Annotated in this window: 17 protein-coding genes, 12 tRNA genes and 3 rRNA genes; 18 read left to right on the top strand and 14 right to left on the bottom strand. The window is 38.5% G+C overall.

What is annotated here, in order from left to right; all coding sequences use genetic code 11:
• Positions 1-18: 18 nt before the first annotated feature.
• Together MHI57_RS10210 and MHI57_RS10205 are read right to left on the bottom strand one after the other, a co-directional pair.
• Positions 19-1,104, bottom strand: coding sequence for a glycosyltransferase family 2 protein (locus MHI57_RS10210; protein WP_340976167.1), 1,086 nt, complete (start codon positions 1,102-1,104; stop codon positions 19-21).
• Positions 1,105-1,175: 71 nt separating this feature from the next.
• The gene (locus tag MHI57_RS10205; protein WP_095372119.1) at positions 1,176-1,460 is read right to left on the bottom strand and encodes a transposase; all 285 of its coding nucleotides are present in this window, start codon (positions 1,458-1,460) and stop codon (positions 1,176-1,178) included.
• Between the two features lie 141 nt (positions 1,461-1,601).
• On the opposite strand from MHI57_RS10205, the gene MHI57_RS10200 reads away from it, so the two are divergent.
• Complete coding sequence (locus tag MHI57_RS10200) at positions 1,602-1,745, top strand: hypothetical protein (RefSeq protein WP_180316941.1); 144 nt, start codon at positions 1,602-1,604, stop codon at positions 1,743-1,745.
• Positions 1,746-1,998: 253 nt separating this feature from the next.
• On the opposite strand, the gene MHI57_RS10195 is transcribed toward MHI57_RS10200, so the two are convergent.
• Positions 1,999-2,601, bottom strand: coding sequence for a DUF6944 family repetitive protein (locus MHI57_RS10195; RefSeq protein WP_322910394.1), 603 nt, complete (start codon positions 2,599-2,601; stop codon positions 1,999-2,001).
• Between the two features lie 754 nt (positions 2,602-3,355).
• On the opposite strand from MHI57_RS10195, the gene MHI57_RS10190 reads away from it, so the two are divergent.
• Positions 3,356-3,889, top strand: coding sequence for a PepSY domain-containing protein (locus tag MHI57_RS10190; RefSeq protein ID WP_095372120.1), 534 nt, complete (start codon positions 3,356-3,358; stop codon positions 3,887-3,889).
• Positions 3,890-3,957: 68 nt separating this feature from the next.
• Here the strand turns inward: MHI57_RS10190 and yidC are convergent, their stop codons facing one another.
• The 6 genes from yidC to MHI57_RS10160 all read right to left on the bottom strand — a co-directional run bounded on the left by yidC (position 3,958) and on the right by MHI57_RS10160 (position 9,230).
• Positions 3,958-4,710, bottom strand: coding sequence for a membrane protein insertase YidC (yidC, locus tag MHI57_RS10185; protein WP_095373619.1), 753 nt, complete (start codon positions 4,708-4,710; stop codon positions 3,958-3,960).
• 35 nt (positions 4,711-4,745) lie between these two features.
• Positions 4,746-5,078, bottom strand: a complete 333-nt coding sequence (locus tag MHI57_RS10180) for a hypothetical protein (RefSeq protein WP_095372121.1) — start codon at positions 5,076-5,078, stop codon at positions 4,746-4,748.
• A gap of 237 nt (positions 5,079-5,315) precedes the next feature.
• Positions 5,316-5,771: a YrvL family regulatory protein gene (locus MHI57_RS10175; RefSeq protein ID WP_340976160.1), complete on the bottom strand. Its 456-nt coding sequence runs from the start codon at positions 5,769-5,771 to the stop codon at positions 5,316-5,318.
• A gap of 489 nt (positions 5,772-6,260) precedes the next feature.
• Positions 6,261-7,397 carry a Ger(x)C family spore germination protein gene (locus tag MHI57_RS10170; protein ID WP_340978588.1) on the bottom strand — a complete coding sequence of 379 codons (1,137 nt, stop codon included), beginning with the start codon at positions 7,395-7,397 and terminating at the stop codon, positions 6,261-6,263.
• 259 nt (positions 7,398-7,656) lie between these two features.
• Positions 7,657-7,881: a hypothetical protein gene (locus MHI57_RS10165; protein ID WP_095372124.1), complete on the bottom strand. Its 225-nt coding sequence runs from the start codon at positions 7,879-7,881 to the stop codon at positions 7,657-7,659.
• Positions 7,882-8,876: 995 nt separating this feature from the next.
• Positions 8,877-9,230 (bottom strand): winged helix-turn-helix transcriptional regulator, encoded by a 354-nt coding sequence (locus tag MHI57_RS10160; protein ID WP_340978587.1) that lies wholly within the window; start codon positions 9,228-9,230, stop codon positions 8,877-8,879.
• A 168-nt stretch (positions 9,231-9,398) separates the two neighbouring features.
• On the opposite strand from MHI57_RS10160, the gene MHI57_RS10155 reads away from it, so the two are divergent.
• Complete coding sequence (locus MHI57_RS10155; protein ID WP_307318077.1) at positions 9,399-10,268, top strand: SDR family oxidoreductase; 870 nt, start codon at positions 9,399-9,401, stop codon at positions 10,266-10,268.
• A 121-nt stretch (positions 10,269-10,389) separates the two neighbouring features.
• Here the strand turns inward: MHI57_RS10155 and MHI57_RS10150 are convergent, their stop codons facing one another.
• From MHI57_RS10150 to MHI57_RS10130, 5 genes are all read right to left on the bottom strand, one after another.
• A complete protein-coding gene (locus MHI57_RS10150; protein WP_340976150.1) occupies positions 10,390-10,914 on the bottom strand; it encodes a GNAT family N-acetyltransferase in 525 nt (174 codons plus the stop codon).
• A 565-nt stretch (positions 10,915-11,479) separates the two neighbouring features.
• The gene (locus MHI57_RS10145) at positions 11,480-11,980 is read right to left on the bottom strand and encodes an SRPBCC family protein (protein ID WP_340976148.1); all 501 of its coding nucleotides are present in this window, start codon (positions 11,978-11,980) and stop codon (positions 11,480-11,482) included.
• Positions 11,981-12,277: 297 nt separating this feature from the next.
• Positions 12,278-12,748 (bottom strand): DinB family protein, encoded by a 471-nt coding sequence (locus MHI57_RS10140; RefSeq protein WP_340976145.1) that lies wholly within the window; start codon positions 12,746-12,748, stop codon positions 12,278-12,280.
• A 546-nt stretch (positions 12,749-13,294) separates the two neighbouring features.
• A tRNA-Ala gene (locus MHI57_RS10135) sits at positions 13,295-13,367 on the bottom strand.
• Between the two features lie 61 nt (positions 13,368-13,428).
• Entirely contained in the window at positions 13,429-14,124 is a 696-nt protein-coding gene (locus MHI57_RS10130) for an MgtC/SapB family protein (protein WP_340976142.1), read from the bottom strand.
• A 126-nt stretch (positions 14,125-14,250) separates the two neighbouring features.
• Between MHI57_RS10130 and MHI57_RS10125 the strand changes: the two genes are divergently transcribed.
• The 15 genes from MHI57_RS10125 to MHI57_RS10055 all read left to right on the top strand — a co-directional run bounded on the left by MHI57_RS10125 (position 14,251) and on the right by MHI57_RS10055 (position 22,185).
• Positions 14,251-15,126, top strand: a complete 876-nt coding sequence (locus tag MHI57_RS10125; protein ID WP_322910393.1) for a DMT family transporter — start codon at positions 14,251-14,253, stop codon at positions 15,124-15,126.
• A gap of 797 nt (positions 15,127-15,923) precedes the next feature.
• Positions 15,924-17,472: ribosomal RNA gene (locus MHI57_RS10120) — 16S ribosomal RNA — on the top strand.
• A 326-nt stretch (positions 17,473-17,798) separates the two neighbouring features.
• Positions 17,799-20,732, top strand: a 23S ribosomal RNA gene (locus MHI57_RS10115).
• Between the two features lie 311 nt (positions 20,733-21,043).
• Positions 21,044-21,161 (top strand): 5S ribosomal RNA (gene rrf / locus MHI57_RS10110).
• Together the 16S, 23S and 5S rRNA genes with 11 tRNA genes alongside form the textbook arrangement of a ribosomal RNA operon.
• Positions 21,162-21,170: 9 nt before the next feature.
• Positions 21,171-21,246, top strand: a tRNA-Val gene (locus tag MHI57_RS10105).
• A 16-nt stretch (positions 21,247-21,262) separates the two neighbouring features.
• Positions 21,263-21,338, top strand: a tRNA-Thr gene (locus MHI57_RS10100).
• 14 nt (positions 21,339-21,352) lie between these two features.
• A tRNA-Lys gene (locus tag MHI57_RS10095) sits at positions 21,353-21,428 on the top strand.
• Between the two features lie 17 nt (positions 21,429-21,445).
• Positions 21,446-21,530 (top strand) — tRNA-Leu (locus tag MHI57_RS10090).
• A gap of 19 nt (positions 21,531-21,549) precedes the next feature.
• Positions 21,550-21,624 (top strand) — tRNA-Gly (locus tag MHI57_RS10085).
• 6 nt (positions 21,625-21,630) lie between these two features.
• Positions 21,631-21,719, top strand: a tRNA-Leu gene (locus MHI57_RS10080).
• Positions 21,720-21,735: 16 nt separating this feature from the next.
• Positions 21,736-21,809, top strand: a tRNA-Arg gene (locus tag MHI57_RS10075).
• Between the two features lie 8 nt (positions 21,810-21,817).
• Positions 21,818-21,894: transfer RNA gene (locus MHI57_RS10070), tRNA-Pro, on the top strand.
• 23 nt (positions 21,895-21,917) lie between these two features.
• Positions 21,918-21,993 (top strand) — tRNA-Ala (locus MHI57_RS10065).
• A gap of 25 nt (positions 21,994-22,018) precedes the next feature.
• Positions 22,019-22,095: transfer RNA gene (locus MHI57_RS10060), tRNA-Met, on the top strand.
• A 13-nt stretch (positions 22,096-22,108) separates the two neighbouring features.
• Positions 22,109-22,185, top strand: a tRNA-Ile gene (locus tag MHI57_RS10055).
• The last annotated feature ends 3 nt before the right edge of the window (positions 22,186-22,188 follow it).

Raw genomic sequence — 22,188 nt, 5'->3', positions numbered from 1 at the left:
TCATTATCCTCACATTGCTTATTTGATGTAATATTCTTTGAAAAAAAGCTCGTTATGATTGACTCTTGAATCATTGGGTCGGTACTCTTTTGCTTTACAGTGATGGAAATATGATTGATTTTCATTACCATTTTGCCAGTAACAATAACATAGTTGAATATGTGGGTACCAGGTAGTATAAGATTCATCTTTAAAATTAAAATGAGTCGGTTCCTCGAGCGTAGTTGCTAATTGATACCAAAAAATGGCCTTATTAAAGTCATTTTTTTCTTTATAAATATCACCAATTTTACAAGCGGCTTCGGGTCTTGGTGTATCAAACTTCATGGTTAAAATGAGTGCCTCAAGCTCACTTTCTTCTATATTTAAATGTTTATAACATTCAGCTATAGATAAGCATGCCCTAATTTCATCCTCGACCCATCCCTTTTTACTCTGTAAAAATTGTGCATAATAGGAAATTGCATTTTCGAATCTAGCATGGTCTTTTAGTTCATTTGCAAAATAAAACAAATCCCTTGGTGAAAACTCCTCACCCTTTTCTAACCTTTTCTCGTATATTTTAATATTGCGGTCACTTTGTTCATGATGTGTTTGTTTCCTACTTTTATTATGCTTAATGGCAATATCTGACTCAATAATATGGCCCCCGACTTCCAAATATTCATGGACAGGACCATGCCACTTGAAATGTCGGTCTCTTTTAACTAACCGATGTCTACGAGAACTAAAGGTTGGTTTATTTTCCTCATCAAAGGCTAAATGGTAGAGCATTGCGACAGCATCTACGTCAAAAGATAACGCTCCTTTTAAGTCTTTCATTTTTTGTCTGTCATCTGGTAAAAGTATATCGTCTGCATCTAACCAGAGAATATAATCTTGTGTAGCTTGCTCAAAAGCATAATTCCTTGCTGCGGCAAAATCATCTGTCCATTCATAGTGAAAAAGATGTTCAGTAAACTCTTTAGCGATTTTCTCTGTTTCATCTGTTGAGCCCGTGTCTACAATTATAATTTCATCACATAAATCAGACACACTTTTTAAGCATTCAGCAAGTACTTCCTCTTCATTTCTTACAATCATACAAAGGCTAATTGTTATCATCCCGTTCACCACCAAATAAAGAATCCTTATACTATATGAATGGTGAAAGAAATGGGTTCAAACCTAATTAGTTATTTCATTGCAAGTCTTAAAAATAGTAAATAAAGTAAGAAAACCCCTAGATATCCCCCTGTAATTAAAAATAAAGGGTTGAGAAAGACGACATGGACGGTTGTCATAAATACTAAGTTTTCGCTAATGATTTCATAAACTGTTGTAGCTGTTATACTTTCAAAAACGATAAGGGAAATGGTAGCTAAAGAAATTAGCACAATATGTGTAGGTGCCCAATATTTATTAGCAAAAACCATTAAAAGAGGAATCATTATAATCATCAATACAATGAAAAATACCATTAAAAAACCCTCCTAAGAAGAGTGATAGGATTAGCTTCTGTTATTTTTCAAAGAAAGATACATTTATTTTCCGAAAAATATAAAAACGAAAAGGAACTTACCTAGATTTGTCGAATGATAGGTGAAAAGGAGCTGAGAGTAATGAAACAAGTGAAACAACAACAGTGGATTTGCTCTAAATGTGAGAAAGTAATAGAAGACAAGAATGAATATATTGATAATGATGGTGTTTGTGACCAATGCTATTCTCGTAAACTGAAAATAAGGCGTGGTTTTAAGATTTAAGAAAAAAATAAGCGGATCCCATATTTGTAATTATCAAATATGGGACACCGCTTATTTTGATTTGTGAACAACTCTTTTAGTTAAACAAGTCATACAAATGGTCTTTCTTTTTACGATTAGTATTTCATGATAATAAACAAGCTCTTGACATTTATTGCAAAGTACAAATTCACTCATGAATTTACACATCCTTTCTTTAAAGGTATATGTAAAAAGAGAGGTAAACATGATTACTTGTACGAGGCTTATAAACTTACTCATTAATATGAAGTGCAATTTCTTGAAGCTCTTCTTTCATTTGACCAATAAGTGATAAAACAGACCCGATCGCCTGAATCCAACTACCATAAAACCCCAATGCTTCACCGCTCTCACTACTCTTGTCTCTTAATGATTCAATCCCTCCTTTTGCTTGCATACTATTGCCAATTCCTTGAAGGAAGCCACCAACTATATTTAAAAATCTACCCGAGGGTGTTAAATCAAAAAACTCATCACTTAATGCAACAAAACTTCCTAAAGCCTGGAACCAATTACCAGTAATGATTATTCTTTGGTTCAAGTCCTTATTTGGGTCAAAAAGGATGCCAATGATAACGAGAGAATTGCCAACAGCTTGGACTTCATCACCAATAAGCTCAAGTGAATAGGTTCCTTGGCCATCAGCGGAAAGTGCTTCGCCTGTAGCTTGAAGTATATTTCCTTGCAAACGCAAATCAATTTTTAGCTGTTCATTGATAGGGAGTTGAGGAGTACTTCCTAAAGCTGCTTCAATTGTACCGATAGTTGACAATACAGAGCCAAAAATCTCCTTTAGTTGACTATTCAGGCCTAATCCCTCCCATACTCGCTTCATTATATGTATGTGGTGAAGGAAGTGGGTTTGTACTTAAGGAGATAAAAATGAAAGATGTACATTTACCGGTTACTTCTTCCAAATAAAGACCATTTATTAACTAGTACACGACCCGTAGTAAGAGTCGAATCATTAGAAGCTAGGTACAACAGCATAACCTCATCGACTAACGGTTTTTTGGCAATTAGTTCATCTTTTTAAAATTGTTTGTTGCCAGTTCATCGCAATGAAACCTGGCTGGACTCTATTCATACGAATCTTCTTCTCTTTTGCAACATGAAGTGTAGCCAGTCGATTGTGTCTCCTTTAATGCTTGAACTTTTAAGAATTTCACATCTAATCAACATTGACTTTTTTTATTCATCATTTGTTTTATCCTCAGGAACTCTTTTGTACAAGTATCGGATTCTGTTAAGTCTGATTCATTTAGCTTTCCCTCATTTGCAACATTCAATTTTTTTAAGCATTTTTCTTACTTGATCATCTATATCTGTTACAATTACTTCTGCCCCTTTTTAGCAAATATAGTAGAACTGTAGCGCTCATACTAGAGATATCTCCAGTAGTAATCGTAAATTTATTGTTCATCCCATTATCTTAGCTCCAATTATTAGCAGTAAACTTAACAAATAACTTGATTCACCTACTCTTAAAGGTTAACTTTAAGTGAATACAATCTAATACTTGTTTTTTATTTGAAAGAAGAGGGAATATAAAACATAAGTACATAATAGTTAAAGGAGAACGATTAAAGATGAAGAGATTTTTACTTATATTATCGATAATGACGTTGTTTTGTTTGACTGCATGTGGCGATGGTGAGGGCGATTCTCAGAGTGGAAACATTGATAAACCTAATCTAGCAGATGAAGAAATTGAAGTGAGTCTTCAAAATGCCGTAGATATCTTTCTGCGAGAATATGAAGTGGATTATATTACAAAAGTTGAATTAGATAGTGATATGGATCAATGGAAATATGATGTGGCTGGAGCTTCTAATGAAAAAGAGTATGAGCTTGTGATTGATGCACATACTGGAGATATTTTAGATCAAAGTGAAGAGGCAATTGAAAAAGGGGATGAAGAACAAGGTATTTCTTTAAATGAGATTCTTTCACCTTCAGAAGCGATGAAAATTGTTCAAGCAGAAACGAGTAATGAAATTGGCGGTTGGACATTAGAAGTAGAGAATGGAACAGAGCAGTATGAAATCGAAGTCAGAGATGGTAGTGAAGATATCGATTATATTATTAATGCGATAAGTGGTGAGTTAGTAGGCAGAGATTAAATTTTTTTCCTCAGCAGATAGTAAAGTCCAATGATTAATTTAATCATTGGACTTTTTTTAACCTATTATTAAAGACTAGGTTGCACGACGGGTGATTTCTTATATTTTTTCTGGATGACATATGTCTGGATAATAAGGAATAATCCACTCACTGACCAATATAAAGGCAGTGCAGCTGGTGCAGATAGGGAAATGAACAAGATCATTGCCGGTGAAAGGTATCCCATGATTTTCATTGGTCCTTGTTGTTGATCCTTTGGTAATTGCATAAGGGAAACTCTGAATTGCAAATAATAAATGACACCAGCGATAATAGCCATTGGAATATTGGCGTGTCCTAAGCTAAACCATAAAAAGCCATGGGTAGCGATTTCAGGAGATGTTCTAATAGCATAATAAATAGCCATCAAAATCGGCATTTGTATCAGCAAGGGCAAACACCCCATATTCAATGGGTTGACCCCATGTTTCGCATATAAACCAATAAGCTCTTGTTGTAATTTTTGCTTCTTAGCTTCATCTTTTGTTTTGTTCATTTGCTCTTGTATAGCCTTCATTTCAGGTTGTAACGCTTCCATTTTGACCTTCATCGATTGAGAGCTTTTTACTTGTTTAACGGTTAAAGGTAGTAAGATCAACCTTAATAATAAAGTCACTAGCACAATACTCCAACCATAATTTCCGTGGAATATGCCTGCAAAAAAGTCGATGATAGAGATCAATGGCTGCACAAAATAATGATGGAAAAACCCTGTGTCTGTACCACCATTTGCTTGACAGCCAGCTAAAACCAATGAAATTGTAATTACTAACCATATCATTTTCTTCAAAAATATTTCCTCCTCTAATGATTGTTTTAATTAGTCATTAGAGAAAGAAATGCTTCATCGCTATCGTCTGGACTTTCTTTGCGACGAACTGTAAGTAAACGGTTTTGTTTACATGCCCAATTAAGCACATTAGAAAGAACAGATGCGTAGTGGTTAATTAAATCAGCGTCTGCTTCTTGAAGACGATAAAAAAGCATGCCTGTATTTCGTTGTAAGAAATATATCGTTAAGGCGGGGAGTAGGATTGTTAAGACAATACCAGCTAAGGTTAAGTCATGAATCGTTTGATAATCAAGTTCAAAAAGACCAGCAAATATCATCCCAAAGAGAATGGTATGATTAAATGATAAATGTCTCATTAGACTGCTCCCCTCCTTTCAATTCTTTTACATATTTTCATCATAATCATAACGGAATCAGAAGGAAAAGTAAATGAAGCAAGACTTACAGGCTATGGATAACCTTTTTGTGACTATTATATTTAAATATTAAGTAGATAGTACAAGCTTCTTTTTCTGGTACATCCATTCTAAAAAATGCTGTTACGTTATGGGAGTATTCATGATTGCAAGCAGTAAATGGGTAGTTGTTATAGTCTATTCTTTTTCCTCATCCTTCCCTAAGTCTTCACATGCATACTCTATTAAAGAAAAAATCAAAGCTAAAATAATTGTAGCGAACAATCCGATTTGGAGGGAATGCATGACATAATCCAAAAAAGACACAATCGCCCAGTTTGTCAAAAAAGAAAACACTAAAGATGTAACCTGCTGTTGCTTCAGGGTATATTTCCCCGAATGATTCAGCAATAAAATGAGAGCTCCTATAAAAATATCAGATACGATTCCAATGAGAAAATAAAGCAAAATAAATGAAATGATGGATGGGAAGGATTCAAATTTGATGTTAAGTAAATGAAAGATTCCTAGAGTACTAAAAAAGTAAAGAGCAAGAACGAATGATAAGACCAACAGAACAATGATGCTTATCGCGATAGTTGACCCAATGATACTTTTGAAGTTACTTTTCTTTGATGATGGTTTGTCTTTCATCTCCTCATCCTCCCAATAGACTTCGTTAATATGTAAAATTTTACATTGTATTAAAGTGTTTGCCAACTTATATTAGTTTTTTTGTAATAATCTTGTAGCAGACATTGGAGGTCATGTACCGTTTTATTTCTAAAGGGGTGGCCATCATTAAATGTATGAGTACCAGATGAATAGTTTGTCTCAGTCAGGCTATTGCTACCGGACACCGTTATAGGAATAACTCAATTAAAACTTTAAGGGGCTATTTGAAAGCTAGAAAGTGAAGAATGAATAGCTCAATATGTAACAAAAGGATTCCTAGGTGCTTGATATAGAGAGGTAGTTGAAACTTGGCATAGGAGAAGATGGCAAAGGAAACTGATGAAAAAAATACAAATTTGTCATTCAAAGGACCTTTGCCTCTCTTTATTTTACTTTATGCCCTTATATTACTTTTAATTGAAGTCCTATGAATAGGTAAGAGTCTTTCAAGCGAATAATTACTCACTTTTACTTGCTTCTTGATTTAAATACTTTATTTGGACTATGAGAATATTTAATTTCTACATTTATATCTTCGGCAGTAATATTCTTAAACATGTCTTGAAATTTGTGTTGCTTCCAAATTTTATTATGATGCCTAAAGAGGTAATCTTCAAAAAGGTATACATCTATACCTTTTTCCCTCCCAGATTTTAAAGATAAGAACGCTTCATCTCTGATTTTATCTTCAACTTTATGTTTAAGTGCATCTTGATTTACTTCGGAGGCTCCCTCCCTTAAAATGATTGTGGATTTTATGTTTAACTTGAATTTAGAATGAAAGTTGTCTTCCTCCAACGTTAATTTCGTTTTAGGATCTCTAAGTTCGACTTCAACAGGATCGTTTTTATTTTCCATATTGACTTGAATTAAACTTCTTTCAACATCTGCCTGCTTATTAGCTTTGATATAACCACTTAATTGAGATGAGTTTAAAAAACCTTTGTAGTTCCCGCCTTTAATAAAATATCCTCCATTAAAATAGGGTACTAAAAATTTCAATTCATTTTTTCTCACATTATTATTAGTTATTTCAATTCGTGGTAGTAAGATAGTCTTTGTCGCTTCACCTAAACCAATAAGAAATTTAGTTGCATCAATAGCAGGTACTTCTGAAACTTGTGTTTGTGTGTCTAGAGGTTGATTAATAATACTGCTTGTATAGGGATAATAAAAAGGCATTTTAAGTGTCAATATTTCCTCTAAATCTTCACTAGTGCCATAAATCCACCCATGGACACGTATGTTGTAATTCGAAGATAGTGAATCAGTCGTTTCCTTTAGTTTATACTTGATTATATTTTCTGAAAAAATAAAGCTATTGATATGATCAAAATTAATTTTTATTTGCATGGTTTTATAAATATTAGTTAATGCTTTATTTATTGTATTGCCTGTTCCTACACCCAACCATACAGGTTTATCTTGATTAATAGAGCTGCTCTCGGTCTTAGCTACATTTGAAAAATCCAAGAATTGAACATATACCACATATTCTTCGTCAATAAAGTCAACACCAAAACCAATGGCGTATGCTTGATATTGAATTTCTACAGGCTTTTGACATCCACTTAACAAAAGAAACATAATCATGGTAATGAGGATCCTCTTAATTTTAACTCTCCCCTTTAAGGTATACTATCTTAACTTAGAGTGATGTTAAATGGACTTAAGTATTCATAAATTATAATGTCATTTACATATTTCATGCTCTTTACCAGGTATGCTTTTGTATTTAATCTCAGAATTATGTGCTTCGAAGTAGATGTATATTTTAATTAACCAATGTATCTGCGAACACAGGATGAATTACAGATTATGTATAATGTCTCTTAAAAAACAGCCCACTGATGTGGACTGTGCTTCAATATAATGGTTGTTGGTTATGACAGGATGGAAACCCACTTATATCTTGAATCATATGAAAATCATATTGTTTTAATGCGAATTGGGATTGATATAAATATTCAATCACTAATAATTTTCTTTGAGATGTACCACAAAGTTTCCCTGATGTCCCTTGACCATTGGTGAATGAGATACCAATTGGTTGGCCAATTAAATAATTAATTTTATGTTGCCATGGCATGGTGATATCACTCCTTCAAAGCATCTTATGATTTTAAAGGAATTGGGTGCATGTATGAGCTGTATTAAAGAATTATTAAGTTTATTTAAAAAAGCACCCAAATGAAGGTGCCTACTTAAAAAATTGATGGAAACCTAATTCCATAGGTATTAACCAAATAAAAAAGCCTAATAAGGCTATTGGCCCGATAAAAAAATTGTAGAGTTTAACTGGCAATAGTTTAAAAAGCAAAAATCGATAAATGAAAGCTAAACCAAACATTGTAATAAACAGAATTAGCAATGGTCCAATAAATTGCATGTAGTTAAATTCTATCCCCTTAAAAATATCCATATGGATCCTCCTTATATACATTGTGGGTATATTTTACTATAAGATGAAAAGTTTTGAAAAGAGGATACACAATTTTATGGTGCTGCTTTATTCTCTAATTGCTTGAAGACAAAACGTATAGCTCTAGTCGTTTAGGAATCTTGTTTCCCTTTGTTGGAGTAATCCTTATTGAATTGAAGATTGCCGGAAGGGGTATAGCTGTAACTTCTCCAATCAAATACGTTCTCCGAGAGGGAGCAAGAGAATATGGAATGTTAGAAAAAACACAGAAGCTCCAATCATTTATAACGTTTTGACCAGATGAAAATCAATGAAGCATCCTTTTAAGGGTTATCTTCTGAATTTTAAAAATCTATTTCTAAATACGTAGTTGATAGAAGGTGAATAATTTAGAGATTTAATTGGTTGGTGCTTATTAATCTTATATAGGAGGATGTTTTTAATAGATGTTAAGAATCTTAAATGTATGAAAAAAACCGAAGAAATCGGTTTGATTAGCGCTTATGAGTGAATATTAAAGAGAGCCCTCTTGATATTGAGGGCTATACAAATTTTAAACACCTTTAAGTAGTATTTAGATTTTTTTAAATAAACAATACTAGGTGCTGTTTTTTTTTATATGGTAGCCTGGTTTAGTTCTTTCGTAAGTTAGTAAGAGTTCATTAATACTTAGATTTTTCATTCATCTCTATTTTTTTATTTAGCAAATCTTTACCCCAGGTTTGCATTGCTTCTAAAATAGGTATAAATTTTCGCCCCTGTTCGGTTAATGAATATTCTACTTTTGGTGGTACAACTTTATAAACTTCTCTGTGTACTAGGTTGTCCTCTTCAAGTTCTCTCAATTGTCTTGTTAAGATTCCTTTTGATATTCCAGGTAACATTCTCAATAATTCATTAAACCTAATGATATTATTTTGGCTTAAATGCCATAAAATCACGATTTTCCATCTGCCCGCAATTGCATTTTGGGTGACTGTTAATGGACAGATTTCTTGTTGTATTTCCTCAGTGATTGATTCATCTTAATAACTAAAACGTGCCATAATAAAACCTCCTTTTTCTCTAGGTGCTATTTTTATGACTATGTTATTAAAATGTGCCTACTTACATAAATCCTATATAACAAATAGTATAGATATTAGAATTAAAAATCAAAAATACACCATAGTGGAGGAGTTTCTATGAAAGTTTTAATAACTGGGGCAACTGGAAATTTAGGTTCTAAAGTTGTAGAATATTTACTTGCCAAATTATCAGTAGAAGAAGTAGTTGTTGGTGTACGTGACGACAAGTCTCAAAAAGCAATGGGTTATAAGAAAAAAGGCTTGGAAGTGCGAGTAGCGGATTTTGAAAAGAAAGATACCCTAATTACTGCATTTAAAGATATAGATCGAGTATTTGTTATATCAACATTTGGTGATTATGAAACGGTTATGCGACAACATTTAAATGCAGTTGAAGCTGCCAAAGAAACAAACGTAAAACAAATTATTTATCCAAGTGTTACTAGATCAGAAGAAAATGATTTCTTCCTAGCAGTTCTTCATAGAGCACGTGAAATAGCTATTATTGAATCAGGTATCCCTTATGTAATTCTACGTAACAACTGGTATATAGAAAATGAGCTTAATACAATCCAAGGTTGTATGGATGGTGCCCCTTGGGTAACTTCTGCAGGTGAGGGGAAAATCGGTTGGGTATACCGACCAGATTTAGCTGAAGCAGCTGCAAATATTTTAGTAGAAGATGGTCATGAAAATAACATTTATGAACTTTCTGGTGAAAATTTAACACACCAGCAATTTGTTGATATATTAAATCAAGTAACAGGTAAGGAAGTTCCTTTAGTAGCAGTAGACGATGCTTCTTTTGAAAAAATGTTAAAAGATGCCGGAGTACCAGAAGCTTACCACCCTATGTTGGTAATGACTCAAAAAGGGATACGTGAAGGTGGCTTAGAATCCACACATTCCGATTTGGAATTCTTATTAAAACGTCCTGCTACATCATTGAGGCAAGCTCTTTTAAAATTATTAATAACTACTAAATAGGTCAATTAAATTTTCTGCAAAAACAAACAAAAATTTTATACCACTAAATGAACTTGCACTTATGTTAAAAAGCCTTTCCAGTTGGAAGGGCTTTTTAACATAAGTCACCATTATAAGTCAGTTACTTCAAATCGGAAGTTAACATGCCATACACAATACTATCTGTCCATTCATTTTTATTCCAAAAATCTTGTATGAAATGTGCTTCCTTTCTCATACCAATTCTTTCACATAATTTTTGTGAAGCTATATTTCGTGCATCTAGATTAGCCTGTATACGATGTACATTAAATTCATCAAATAATTTATAGACCAAACTACTTACTGCTTCTGTTGCCAAACCTCTACCAGCAACTTCATTTGAAAAACTATAACCAATCTCAACAGTATCTTTCATTTCTGTATACCATACGGATAAATCACCAACTACTATATTCTTGTATATAACTGCCAAACTTAACATGGATTCTTTAGTGAGTGCACAGTTTGCTAACTTTTTATCAAACCTTTTATTCATATCTTCGTCAGTCCACTTCTCATGTAATAAGAACTTACAAGTATCATCATTATTATAAATAGCAAATACATCCTGTAAATCATTACGCTTAAAAGGTCTGATTAGTAGTCTTTCTGTTGTGATATTCAAGTTAGTTCTTCCCCCTTGCTTTTATTCTACAAACATTTCTTATAGTATCTAGCCTCCTTTTATATGTTACCTTAAATACATATTTCACCATAGTAAATGAATAGCCTCTTCACCTAAATTCTCCGTTTCTTTAAGGAAAACCCTTCATTAACTCCTTAAATAAGTACATTTATAATAGGAGTGCTTAAAAGATGTTGGGATACATTCTCATCTTTAAGATGTAATTATATTGTTGCATCAATTATTGTTTACATCGATAAAAATACTAATGTTTAGAAACAAGAAATTTAAAAAGATGCAATGAGGAAGAAGTTTCTGAATAAAAATAAGCCCTTCTTAATGGAGGGGGCTTTTTAACTAAAGCACCTCTAGCCATTGAAACTGGCTCAATAAATGAAAGTCCCAACACCAATTATACAGTTGGGACTTTTAATACCTTATTTTACAAATGGAAATTTCCTGCTCTTTTTACAACCTTATGACCCCAAAATTGCTACTCCGTAATTCTAGACACCTTTTACAGTTCTTTTAGATTAAGTAAAACCTCTGTTAGCTTTTATTTTTATTAAAATGATGGATATGTAATTTTTCCTGTTTCTACTAATTCCTTCAAACCTAAGAACATATAATGCCAACCTTGTTCGGTCTCTTTTTTCCAATCTTCATGTGCTTTTTGAATATCTGCAGTAGTCCAATCTTTTTCATGGATTACGTTAATTTCTTGTGTGAAAATCATTTCACAGCCAGATTCAAGCGATTCGATTTCCACTGTAATGTCGTCTTCTAAATCACTAAATTGAGGCATTTTGAATGTGAAAACAAGTTTCGCTGGTGGTTCAACCAATTTGTATTCTCCAATAGCTCGATAATCTTTCCCATCCCGATGATCCACAACTTCCCATGTTCCACCTACACGAGGATTACTCTTTGCCACTTTATTTGTATTTTCCATGGTGAACATCCATTTCTTAATCGTGTCTGCTTTAGTCCACGCGTCAAATACTTTTTCTGCTGGAACATTAAATTTGCGTTTCATATTAAGGGTTGTTATTGATGTTTTTGCCATCTGAACCATCCTCTCAACGATTATTATTCTTTTGATTCATTCTTACGTCTTTACTACTTGAAACGTTGCTCTTATATACGAAAGTGGCCTTTCAAAAAAATAGTATAACCAATATTGGATAATATTACAAAACCATCAATGGTTAAATCTCGATACTTTTTCTTGAGAACGTCAGAATGAAAGCAGGATATCAAGAAGTTATCATTTCAGCCAATTTTCAAAGACTTTGTAGCCATCAATTTGTATTCATTCTCTACACCATACGTATCAGCGAGTTGTTGATAACACCAATGAGACTTAATCCCATATATGGATTCTAGGTATTCCTGCTGATCTTAAGTAATCCAATAACTGACCGGTATGAACAGATTCATGATAAGCAATTCGTAATAGCATGTCACCTAAATCTCGTATGTAACCTGCATCGGAACGGTCAATTTTTATATTAAATAGGTCTTCTTCTGAAATTGATTTAATTGTATTTATAAATTGCTGTCTATATGGTTCAGCAAAATCCAATTCTGCATTTACAGAAGTGAAAGGACGATTTTCGAATGGAGAATTGAATTTGGACAAACTCCTTCTATTTTTAATTGCTAGGTGATAATAATGTTCGCTTTCTAACACATGCCTAATCATTTCTAGGCATGTCAAGGCTTCATCATCAGGCTTCCATTCTAGCTTATCTTGAGGAATAGATGTCCAGACCTTAATACTTCTTCTTCTAATTTCGTTGAAGTTTAAAATAATTAAATTAACTGAGTTCATAATATCCTCCTTGAAAATTATATCTTTAATATACACGAATAAACGTTCGTGTTGAAGAGGATTAGTTGAGCATTTAAAAAACAAGATTAGAGGAGTGATGTAGAAGTAAGTGGAAGAATAAGAGAATAAGGCACAGGAGCTGCATTTAACAACGGACTTACTAGCCTTATTCAGTCAAATGAGGTACAGAATTACCATGGAATATGACAATACCATTTAGTGCATTCTTGTGGTTTTACTTCACCTGCAGCAGAAGCAGGAGAAACAATTGTTAAGGTGAGTATATTCAGGATCTTTATAATCGAGTTAGTAACTTATGGAACCGATTCATTTTCTGTCCAACCCTGCTCCTCTCTAATAACATCTTCATCTTCTGGGTTTACAGCATGTACTTTAATGGCAACCCTTGTTTTCAGAATGTTTGCACTTGATTATGTGCTTATACAATTTATGTGATGCTTCTAAAGGTGTTGAATGAGGTTTGTAGTGGGGGAGGATAATTAGACAAAAATAAAAGAAGCCCTGATAAATCAAGGCTTCTTGGTATGGAGAATAGGGGGCTCGAACCCCTGACCTCATCGCTGCCAGCGATGCGCTCTCCCAGCTGAGCTAATCCCCCGCTAGATATATTGAAATTATAGCGGGAGAATGAATATTTTTCAATAGTCAAAAATAAAAAATTAGTGCAAGCTTTCTATTTCCATCGACTTTACTCCCGGCACTTGAGAAATTGTATGATAAAAGTCAGTTGTTTTTTTACGATAATCTACTGCAATAGTTAAATAAACTTGTGGGTAGCCCTCTTCAGTATCTTTAATTCTCATCCTGCGAATAGCCGCTTGCTGCTCTTTAATGGTATGAATAATCGTCGTGATCTGGTCCTTCGTTTCAACTGCCATTTTCATCGTAATCTCTTTTTCTCGTAGTTGTCTTGGGCCAATAAGCCCTAATAAGTAGGGAACAACTTCAACTGAAATAATAAGTAATACGACGCCTGCAACAGCCTCCATATAATATCCAGCTCCAACAGCGATACCAATTCCAGCTGCGCCCCAAATTAAGGCGGCGGTTGTAAGGCCGGAAATACTATCATTCCCTCTCCTCAATATGACCCCTGCACCAAGAAAGCCAATTCCTGATACAATTTGAGCTGCTAAACGTAAAGGATCCATTGTAATATTAATATCGTCATTACCTGGAAATATGTATGCTGATTCTATTGACACAATAGTGAGAAGACAGCTAACGATTGAAATGACTAGGCTTGTTTTTAAGCCAACTGGTTTACGTTTTAGTTCTCTTTCTAGTCCTATAATAAGACCAAGCACAGCTGAAATCCCTAACTTCATTAGGACATCCATTTCTAATCCGTACATAATATCGCCTGCTTTATCATTTAATAAATTTTAAATAAGTTACCTTTACTATAGGTTTAAGGTGTAAAATAGTCTATACCTAAATATCAATATATAGAGACAAGGTGATAGCATGGGGTAGTTAAGATGAATCCGCTTTTTGTATTAGCTATAGGAGTTGTTTCAGTTTCAACTTCAGCCATTTTTGTAAAGTTGATTTCAGCTCCCCCTGGTATTATTGCTTTTTATCGTCTCCTTTTTTCAGTCGTGCTTATGATGCCAATCTTTCTTTTAAAATATGTTCATGAAATTCGTCATATTACAAGCAAGGATTGGCTGTTTTCTATCATTGCGGGTATTTTTTTAGCTTTCCATTTTATTTTATGGTTTGAGTCTCTTCAATACACATCGGTTGCTAGCTCGACTGTGTTAGTTGCCTTACAACCGATTTTTGCATTTATAGGTACTTATCTCTTCTTTAAAGAAAAAACTTCTTGGAAATCCATTTTGTCAACTATAACTGCGATAGGCGGTTGTATCATTATTAGCTGGGGTGATTTTCTACTAAGTGAAAAGGCGCTCTATGGAGATTTGTTAGCACTCATCGCCTGTGGGCTAGTAACAGGGTATCTACTGTTTGGGCAGACCGTCCGTCAAAGAGTATCCCTGATTACTTATACATTTATTGTATACAGTATTAGCACATTGACACTTTTTATCTATGTCATGCTTAACAAACAACCTTTGTATCCTTATCAAGTAAATGACTGGATTTTTTTAATTCTCTTAGCACTTTTTCCAACATTATTAGGCCATACATTATTTAATTGGTCTGTAAAGTATTTAAGTACTTCTGTTATTTCGATGGCTACTTTGTTTGAACCTGTGGGTGCAGCCATTTTAGCTTATTTTGTACTACAAGAAAGAATAGCTTGGTCACAAATTTTGGGTGGGCTATTTGTTATAGTAGGGCTATCTTCCTTTTTAATAGATGAAAGAAGAAGAAGAAAGAAACGATTATAGGCAAATAATGAAGATCAAGTTTAGAAAATGAAGCAAAAGGTGAGCCAAGAATGAGCTCACCTTTTTTATATAAATAAATAGGATAATCTACTAAAAATAAATGCAGCTGTTACGGTGAAGATGAAAGTTCCTCCATAAACTTTACCTGGTGAATTAGCGATGCGAATACCTTCCACATAAGCGAATGAAAATAAAAAAAGGGCCATAATTACTGATACGTATAGTGCTACATCTTCCAGCTCTATTCACACCTTTCATATATAATAGAATGAGATTAGTAGATTATATGACCCATTCTCAACTTTATGACAAATATTTATGATAAGGATGAAGAGAAAGAGAGATTACTTATTGAGTTAAGACGGGAGCTTAGAAGAAGGGAAGAATGATTGAAGAGTATCTGAAGAGTATCTATATATAAGTAAAGCAAAAGATAATTAATAGTTTCTTGTGGTTATCAATTAATGGAAACGCTTAACTATATGATAGTTACGATACTTAATAAAAATATGAAAAACTTGATTAAAACTTTTAAAATTATATTGCAAACACTTTTTAATCATGATATAGTTATTTTTGTTCCCGATAAAAGAAAAATTTACTAATTTAATCACTTAAATTATTTTAAAAAAATAGTTGACGTGATGAAGACGGGATGTTATGATAATAAAGTCGCTTTTAAAGCGAACGAGATTGTTCTTTGAAAACTGAACGAACATAAAACGTCAAGCGTAATTCTAAAAAGCTGATTTATCAGCAACAAAGCACCATAGGTGCAAATGAGCTAATCAAACACTTTATTGGAGAGTTTGATCCTGGCTCAGGACGAACGCTGGCGGCGTGCCTAATACATGCAAGTCGAGCGAATCTGAGGGAGCTTGCTCCCAAAGATTAGCGGCGGACGGGTGAGTAACACGTGGGCAACCTGCCTGTAAGACTGGGATAACTCCGGGAAACCGGGGCTAATACCGGATAATATCTATTTATACATATAATTAGATTGAAAGATGGTTCTGCTATCACTTACAGATGGGCCCGCGGCGCATTAGCTAGTTGGTGAGGTAACGGCTCACCAAGGCGACGATGCGTAGCCGACCTGAGAGGGTGATCGGCCACACTGGGACTGAGACACGGCCCAGACTCCTACGGGAGGCAGCAGTAGGGAATCTTCCGCAATGGACGAAAGTCTGACGGAGCAACGCCGCGTGAGTGATGAAGGTTTTCGGATCGTAAAACTCTGTTGTTAGGGAAGAACAAGTATCGGAGTAACTGCCGGTACCTTGACGGTACCTAACCAGAAAGCCACGGCTAACTACGTGCCAGCAGCCGCGGTAATACGTAGGTGGCAAGCGTTGTCCGGAATTATTGGGCGTAAAGCGCGCGCAGGCGGTTCCTTAAGTCTGATGTGAAAGCCCACGGCTCAACCGTGGAGGGTCATTGGAAACTGGGGAACTTGAGTGCAGAAGAGGAAAGTGGAATTCCAAGTGTAGCGGTGAAATGCGTAGAGATTTGGAGGAACACCAGTGGCGAAGGCGACTTTCTGGTCTGTAACTGACGCTGAGGCGCGAAAGCGTGGGGAGCAAACAGGATTAGATACCCTGGTAGTCCACGCCGTAAACGATGAGTGCTAAGTGTTAGAGGGTTTCCGCCCTTTAGTGCTGCAGCAAACGCATTAAGCACTCCGCCTGGGGAGTACGACCGCAAGGTTGAAACTCAAAGGAATTGACGGGGGCCCGCACAAGCGGTGGAGCATGTGGTTTAATTCGAAGCAACGCGAAGAACCTTACCAGGTCTTGACATCCTCTGACAATCCTAGAGATAGGACTTTCCCCTTCGGGGGACAGAGTGACAGGTGGTGCATGGTTGTCGTCAGCTCGTGTCGTGAGATGTTGGGTTAAGTCCCGCAACGAGCGCAACCCTTGATCTTAGTTGCCAGCATTTAGTTGGGCACTCTAAGGTGACTGCCGGTGACAAACCGGAGGAAGGTGGGGATGACGTCAAATCATCATGCCCCTTATGACCTGGGCTACACACGTGCTACAATGGATGGTACAAAGGGCTGCAAGACCGCGAGGTTTAGCCAATCCCATAAAACCATTCTCAGTTCGGATTGTAGGCTGCAACTCGCCTACATGAAGCCGGAATCGCTAGTAATCGCGGATCAGCATGCCGCGGTGAATACGTTCCCGGGCCTTGTACACACCGCCCGTCACACCACGAGAGTTTGTAACACCCGAAGTCGGTGGGGTAACCTTTTGGAGCCAGCCGCCTAAGGTGGGACAGATGATTGGGGTGAAGTCGTAACAAGGTAGCCGTATCGGAAGGTGCGGCTGGATCACCTCCTTTCTAAGGAATATACGGAATTAACTTGATGTTAGACTGTTCGTTCAGTTTTGAGAGTATAATCTCTCAATTCAATCGTTCTTTGAAAACTAGATAATGTAATGAAGAAGATTACCGAGTAATCGCCACCTTAGTTATTTTTTCTCTCTATATATTATAGATTGATTTAAGATACTAAACTTTTTTAATAAACACAACCGAGAGGGTTGTGAGAAGCAAGCAGTTCAAGGAAGCGAGCGAGGAAACACCGGAGTGTGCGTCTTGTGCACATGAGGATGTTGACGAGTGAGCTGACGCCGAAATGCGTAGCTTATCGCAAGCCGAACAATGGTTAAGTTAATAAGGGCGCACGGTGAATGCCTTGGCACTAGGAGCCGATGAAGGACGGGACTAACACCGATATGCTTCGGGGAGCTGTAAGTAAGCTTTGATCCGGAGATTTCCGAATGGGGAAACCCCCTATCCGTTATGGGATAGGATCCATACCTGAATACATAGGGTATGGAAGGCAGACCCGGGGAACTGAAACATCTAAGTACCCGGAGGAAGAGAAAGCAAACGCGATTCCCTGAGTAGCGGCGAGCGAAACGGGATTAGCCCAAACCAAGAGGCTTGCCTCTTGGGGTTGTAGGACATTCTATACGGAGTTACAAAGGAACGAGATAGACGAAGAGGTCTGGAAAGGCCCGCCATAGGAGGTAAAAGCCCTGTAGTTGAAACTTCGTTCCCTCCAGAGTGGATCCTGAGTACGGCGGGACACGAGAAATCCCGTCGGAAGCAGGGAGGACCATCTCCCAAGGCTAAATACTCCCTAGTGACCGATAGTGAACCAGTACCGTGAGGGAAAGGTGAAAAGCACCCCGGAAGGGGAGTGAAAGAGATCCTGAAACCGTGTGCCTACAAGTAGTTAGAGCCCGTTAATGGGTGATAGCGTGCCTTTTGTAGAATGAACCGGCGAGTTACGATTACATGCGAGGTTAAGTTGGACAGACGGAGCCGTAGCGAAAGCGAGTCTGAATAGGGCGAATTTAGTATGTGGTCGTAGACCCGAAACCAGGTGATCTACCCATGTCCAGGGTGAAGTCCAGGTAACACTGGATGGAGGCCCGAACCCACGTACGTTGAAAAGTGCGGGGATGAGGTGTGGGTAGCGGAGAAATTCCAATCGAACTTGGAGATAGCTGGTTCTCTCCGAAATAGCTTTAGGGCTAGCCTCATGCGTAAGAATCTTGGAGGTAGAGCACTGTTTGGACTAGGGGCCCTCATCGGGTTACCGAATTCAGACAAACTCCGAATGCCAAAGATTTATCCATGGGAGTCAGACTGCGAGTGATAAGATCCGTAGTCAAGAGGGAAACAGCCCAGACCACCAGCTAAGGTCCCAAAGTATACGTTAAGTGGAAAAGGATGTGGAGTTGCTTAGACAACCAGGATGTTGGCTTAGAAGCAGCCACCATTTAAAGAGTGCGTAATAGCTCACTGGTCGAGTGACTCCGCGCCGAAAATGTACCGGGGCTAAACGTATCACCGAAGCTGTGGATTGAACATCGTTGATGTTCAGTGGTAGGAGAGCGTTCTAAGGGCGTTGAAGCTAGACCGTAAGGACTGGTGGAGCGCTTAGAAGTGAGAATGCCGGTATGAGTAGCGAAAGATGGGTGAGAATCCCATCCACCGAATGCCTAAGGTTTCCTGAGGAAGGCTCGTCCGCTCAGGGTTAGTCGGGACCTAAGCCGAGGCTGAAAAGCGTAGGCGATGGACAACAGGTTGATATTCCTGTACCACCGTATTCTGTTTGAGTGATGGGGGGACGCAGGAGGATAGGGTAAGCGCACTATTGGATGTGCGTCTAAGCAGTTAGAGGGACCATGAGGCAAATCCCATGGTCATATACCTTGAGCTGTGATAGCGAGGGAAATTTAGTACCGAAGTTCTTGATTCCACACTGCCAAGAAAAGCCTCTAGCGAGGAATAAGGTGCCCGTACCGCAAACCGACACAGGTAGGCGAGGAGAGAATCCTAAGGTGAGCGAGAGAACTCTCGTTAAGGAACTCGGCAAAATGACCCCGTAACTTCGGGAGAAGGGGTGCTCATTAGGGTGTTAAAGCCTTGATGAGCCGCAGTGAATAGGCCCAGGCGACTGTTTAGCAAAAACACAGGTCTCTGCGAAGCCGCAAGGCGAAGTATAGGGGCTGACGCCTGCCCGGTGCTGGAAGGTTAAGAGGAGAGGTTAGCTCACGCGAAGCTTTGAATCGAAGCCCCAGTAAACGGCGGCCGTAACTATAACGGTCCTAAGGTAGCGAAATTCCTTGTCGGGTAAGTTCCGACCCGCACGAAAGGCGTAACGATCTGGGCACTGTCTCAACGAGAGACTCGGTGAAATTATAGTACCTGTGAAGATGCAGGTTACCCGCGACAGGACGGAAAGACCCCGTGGAGCTTTACTGTAGCCTGATATTGAATTTTGGTACAGCTTGTACAGGATAGGTAGGAGCCTTAGAAGCCGGAGCGCTAGCTTCGGTGGAGGCGTCGGTGGGATACTACCCTGGCTGTATTGAAATTCTAACCCACATCCCTTATCGGGATGGGAGACAGTGTCAGGTGGGCAGTTTGACTGGGGCGGTCGCCTCCTAAAGAGTAACGGAGGCGCCCAAAGGTTCCCTCAGAATGGTTGGAAATCATTCGTAGAGTGTAAAGGCACAAGGGAGCTTGACTGCGAGACCTACAAGTCGAGCAGGGACGAAAGTCGGGCTTAGTGATCCGGTGGTTCCGCATGGAAGGGCCATCGCTCAACGGATAAAAGCTACCCCGGGGATAACAGGCTTATCTCCCCCAAGAGTCCACATCGACGGGGAGGTTTGGCACCTCGATGTCGGCTCATCGCATCCTGGGGCTGTAGTCGGTCCCAAGGGTTGGGCTGTTCGCCCATTAAAGCGGTACGCGAGCTGGGTTCAGAACGTCGTGAGACAGTTCGGTCCCTATCCGTCGTGGGCGCAGGAAATTTGAGAGGAGCTGTCCTTAGTACGAGAGGACCGGGATGGACGCACCGCTGGTGTACCAGTTGTCTTGCCAAAGGCATCGCTGGGTAGCTATGTGCGGAAGGGATAAGTGCTGAAAGCATCTAAGCATGAAGCCCCCCTCGAGATGAGATTTCCCATAGCGCAAGCTAGTAAGATCCCTGAAAGATGATCAGGTTGATAGGTTAGAGGTGGAAGTGTGGCGACACATGCAGCTGACTAATACTAATCGATCGAGGACTTAACCAAAAACGAAAAGCGAAAGCGCCTTGCACAGGTGCGACAAGCATAAGACAGATTTGACAGGAGGTTGTTCTTTAACCTCATGACAAATTTGACTTATGACCTCGAGCACCTAGGCGCTGTAGCTGGACAATACGAAATGCGGGCGGCTCCAAGCCGCCGCAGCTAGACAGCACTACGTAAGTAGTCGCATCAGCAACGCATAGGCGATTACTCATAAATATCTTCTTCAACATTACCTAGTTTTCAGAGAATGATTTAAAATTTCTCTTGAAAATTTTATTAAAGACGTTATAATAATATATGTCTTTAAAAAGTCCGGTGGCGATAGCGAGAAGGTCACACCCGTTCCCATACCGAACACGGAAGTTAAGCTTCTAAAGCGCCGATGGTAGTTAGGGGCTGTCCCCTTGTGAGAGTAGGACGTTGCCGGGCATACATATTGGAGGATTAGCTCAGCTGGGAGAGCATCTGCCTTACAAGCAGAGGGTCGGCGGTTCGATCCCGTCATCCTCCACCATTTTTTGTGTGTATTTGCCGGCCTAGCTCAATTGGTAGAGCAACTGACTTGTAATCAGTAGGTTGGGGGTTCAAGTCCTCTGGCCGGCACCACTCGTGCTTTGTACGAGCCATTAGCTCAGTTGGTAGAGCATCTGACTTTTAATCAGAGGGTCGAAGGTTCGAGTCCTTCATGGCTCACCATTTGATCATTTTAATATGCGGGTGTGGCGGAATTGGCAGACGCACCAGACTTAGGATCTGGCGCCGCAAGGCGTGGGGGTTCGACTCCCTTCACCCGCACCATTTTTCATTTTAAATATTTGCGGAAGTAGTTCAGTGGTAGAACATCACCTTGCCAAGGTGAGGGTCGCGGGTTCGAATCCCGTCTTCCGCTCCAATATGTGCCGGGGTGGCGGAACTGGCAGACGCACAGGACTTAAAATCCTGCGGTAGGTGACTACCGTACCGGTTCGATTCCGGTCCTCGGCACCATTCTTTTTAAAATTAAGCGCCCGTAGCTCAATTGGATAGAGCGTTTGACTACGGATCAAAAGGTTAGGGGTTCGACTCCTCTCGGGCGCGTTTTGTATCGGGAAGTAGCTCAGCTTGGTAGAGCACTTGGTTTGGGACCAAGGGGTCGCAGGTTCGAATCCTGTCTTCCCGACCACTAGATATACATATATATTTTTAGGGGCCTTAGCTCAGCTGGGAGAGCGCCTGCTTTGCACGCAGGAGGTCAGCGGTTCGATCCCGCTAGGCTCCACCAATTAATTTTATACAAAATATTCTATGGCGGTGTAGCTCAGCTGGCTAGAGCGTACGGTTCATACCCGTGAGGTCGGGGGTTCGATCCCCTCCGCCGCTACCATAGATAGAATGATGGACCTTTAGCTCAGCTGGTTAGAGCAGACGGCTCATAACCGTCCGGTCGTAGGTTCGAGTCCTACAAGGTCCACCATTA

The organism is Cytobacillus sp. FSL K6-0129 (assembly GCF_038007625.1).
Taxonomy (GTDB): Bacteria; Bacillota; Bacilli; order Bacillales; family Cytobacillaceae; genus Cytobacillus; species Cytobacillus kochii.
Note: the sequence above shows the minus strand (reverse complement) of the source record. Positions and strands in the feature narration are given on the sequence as shown.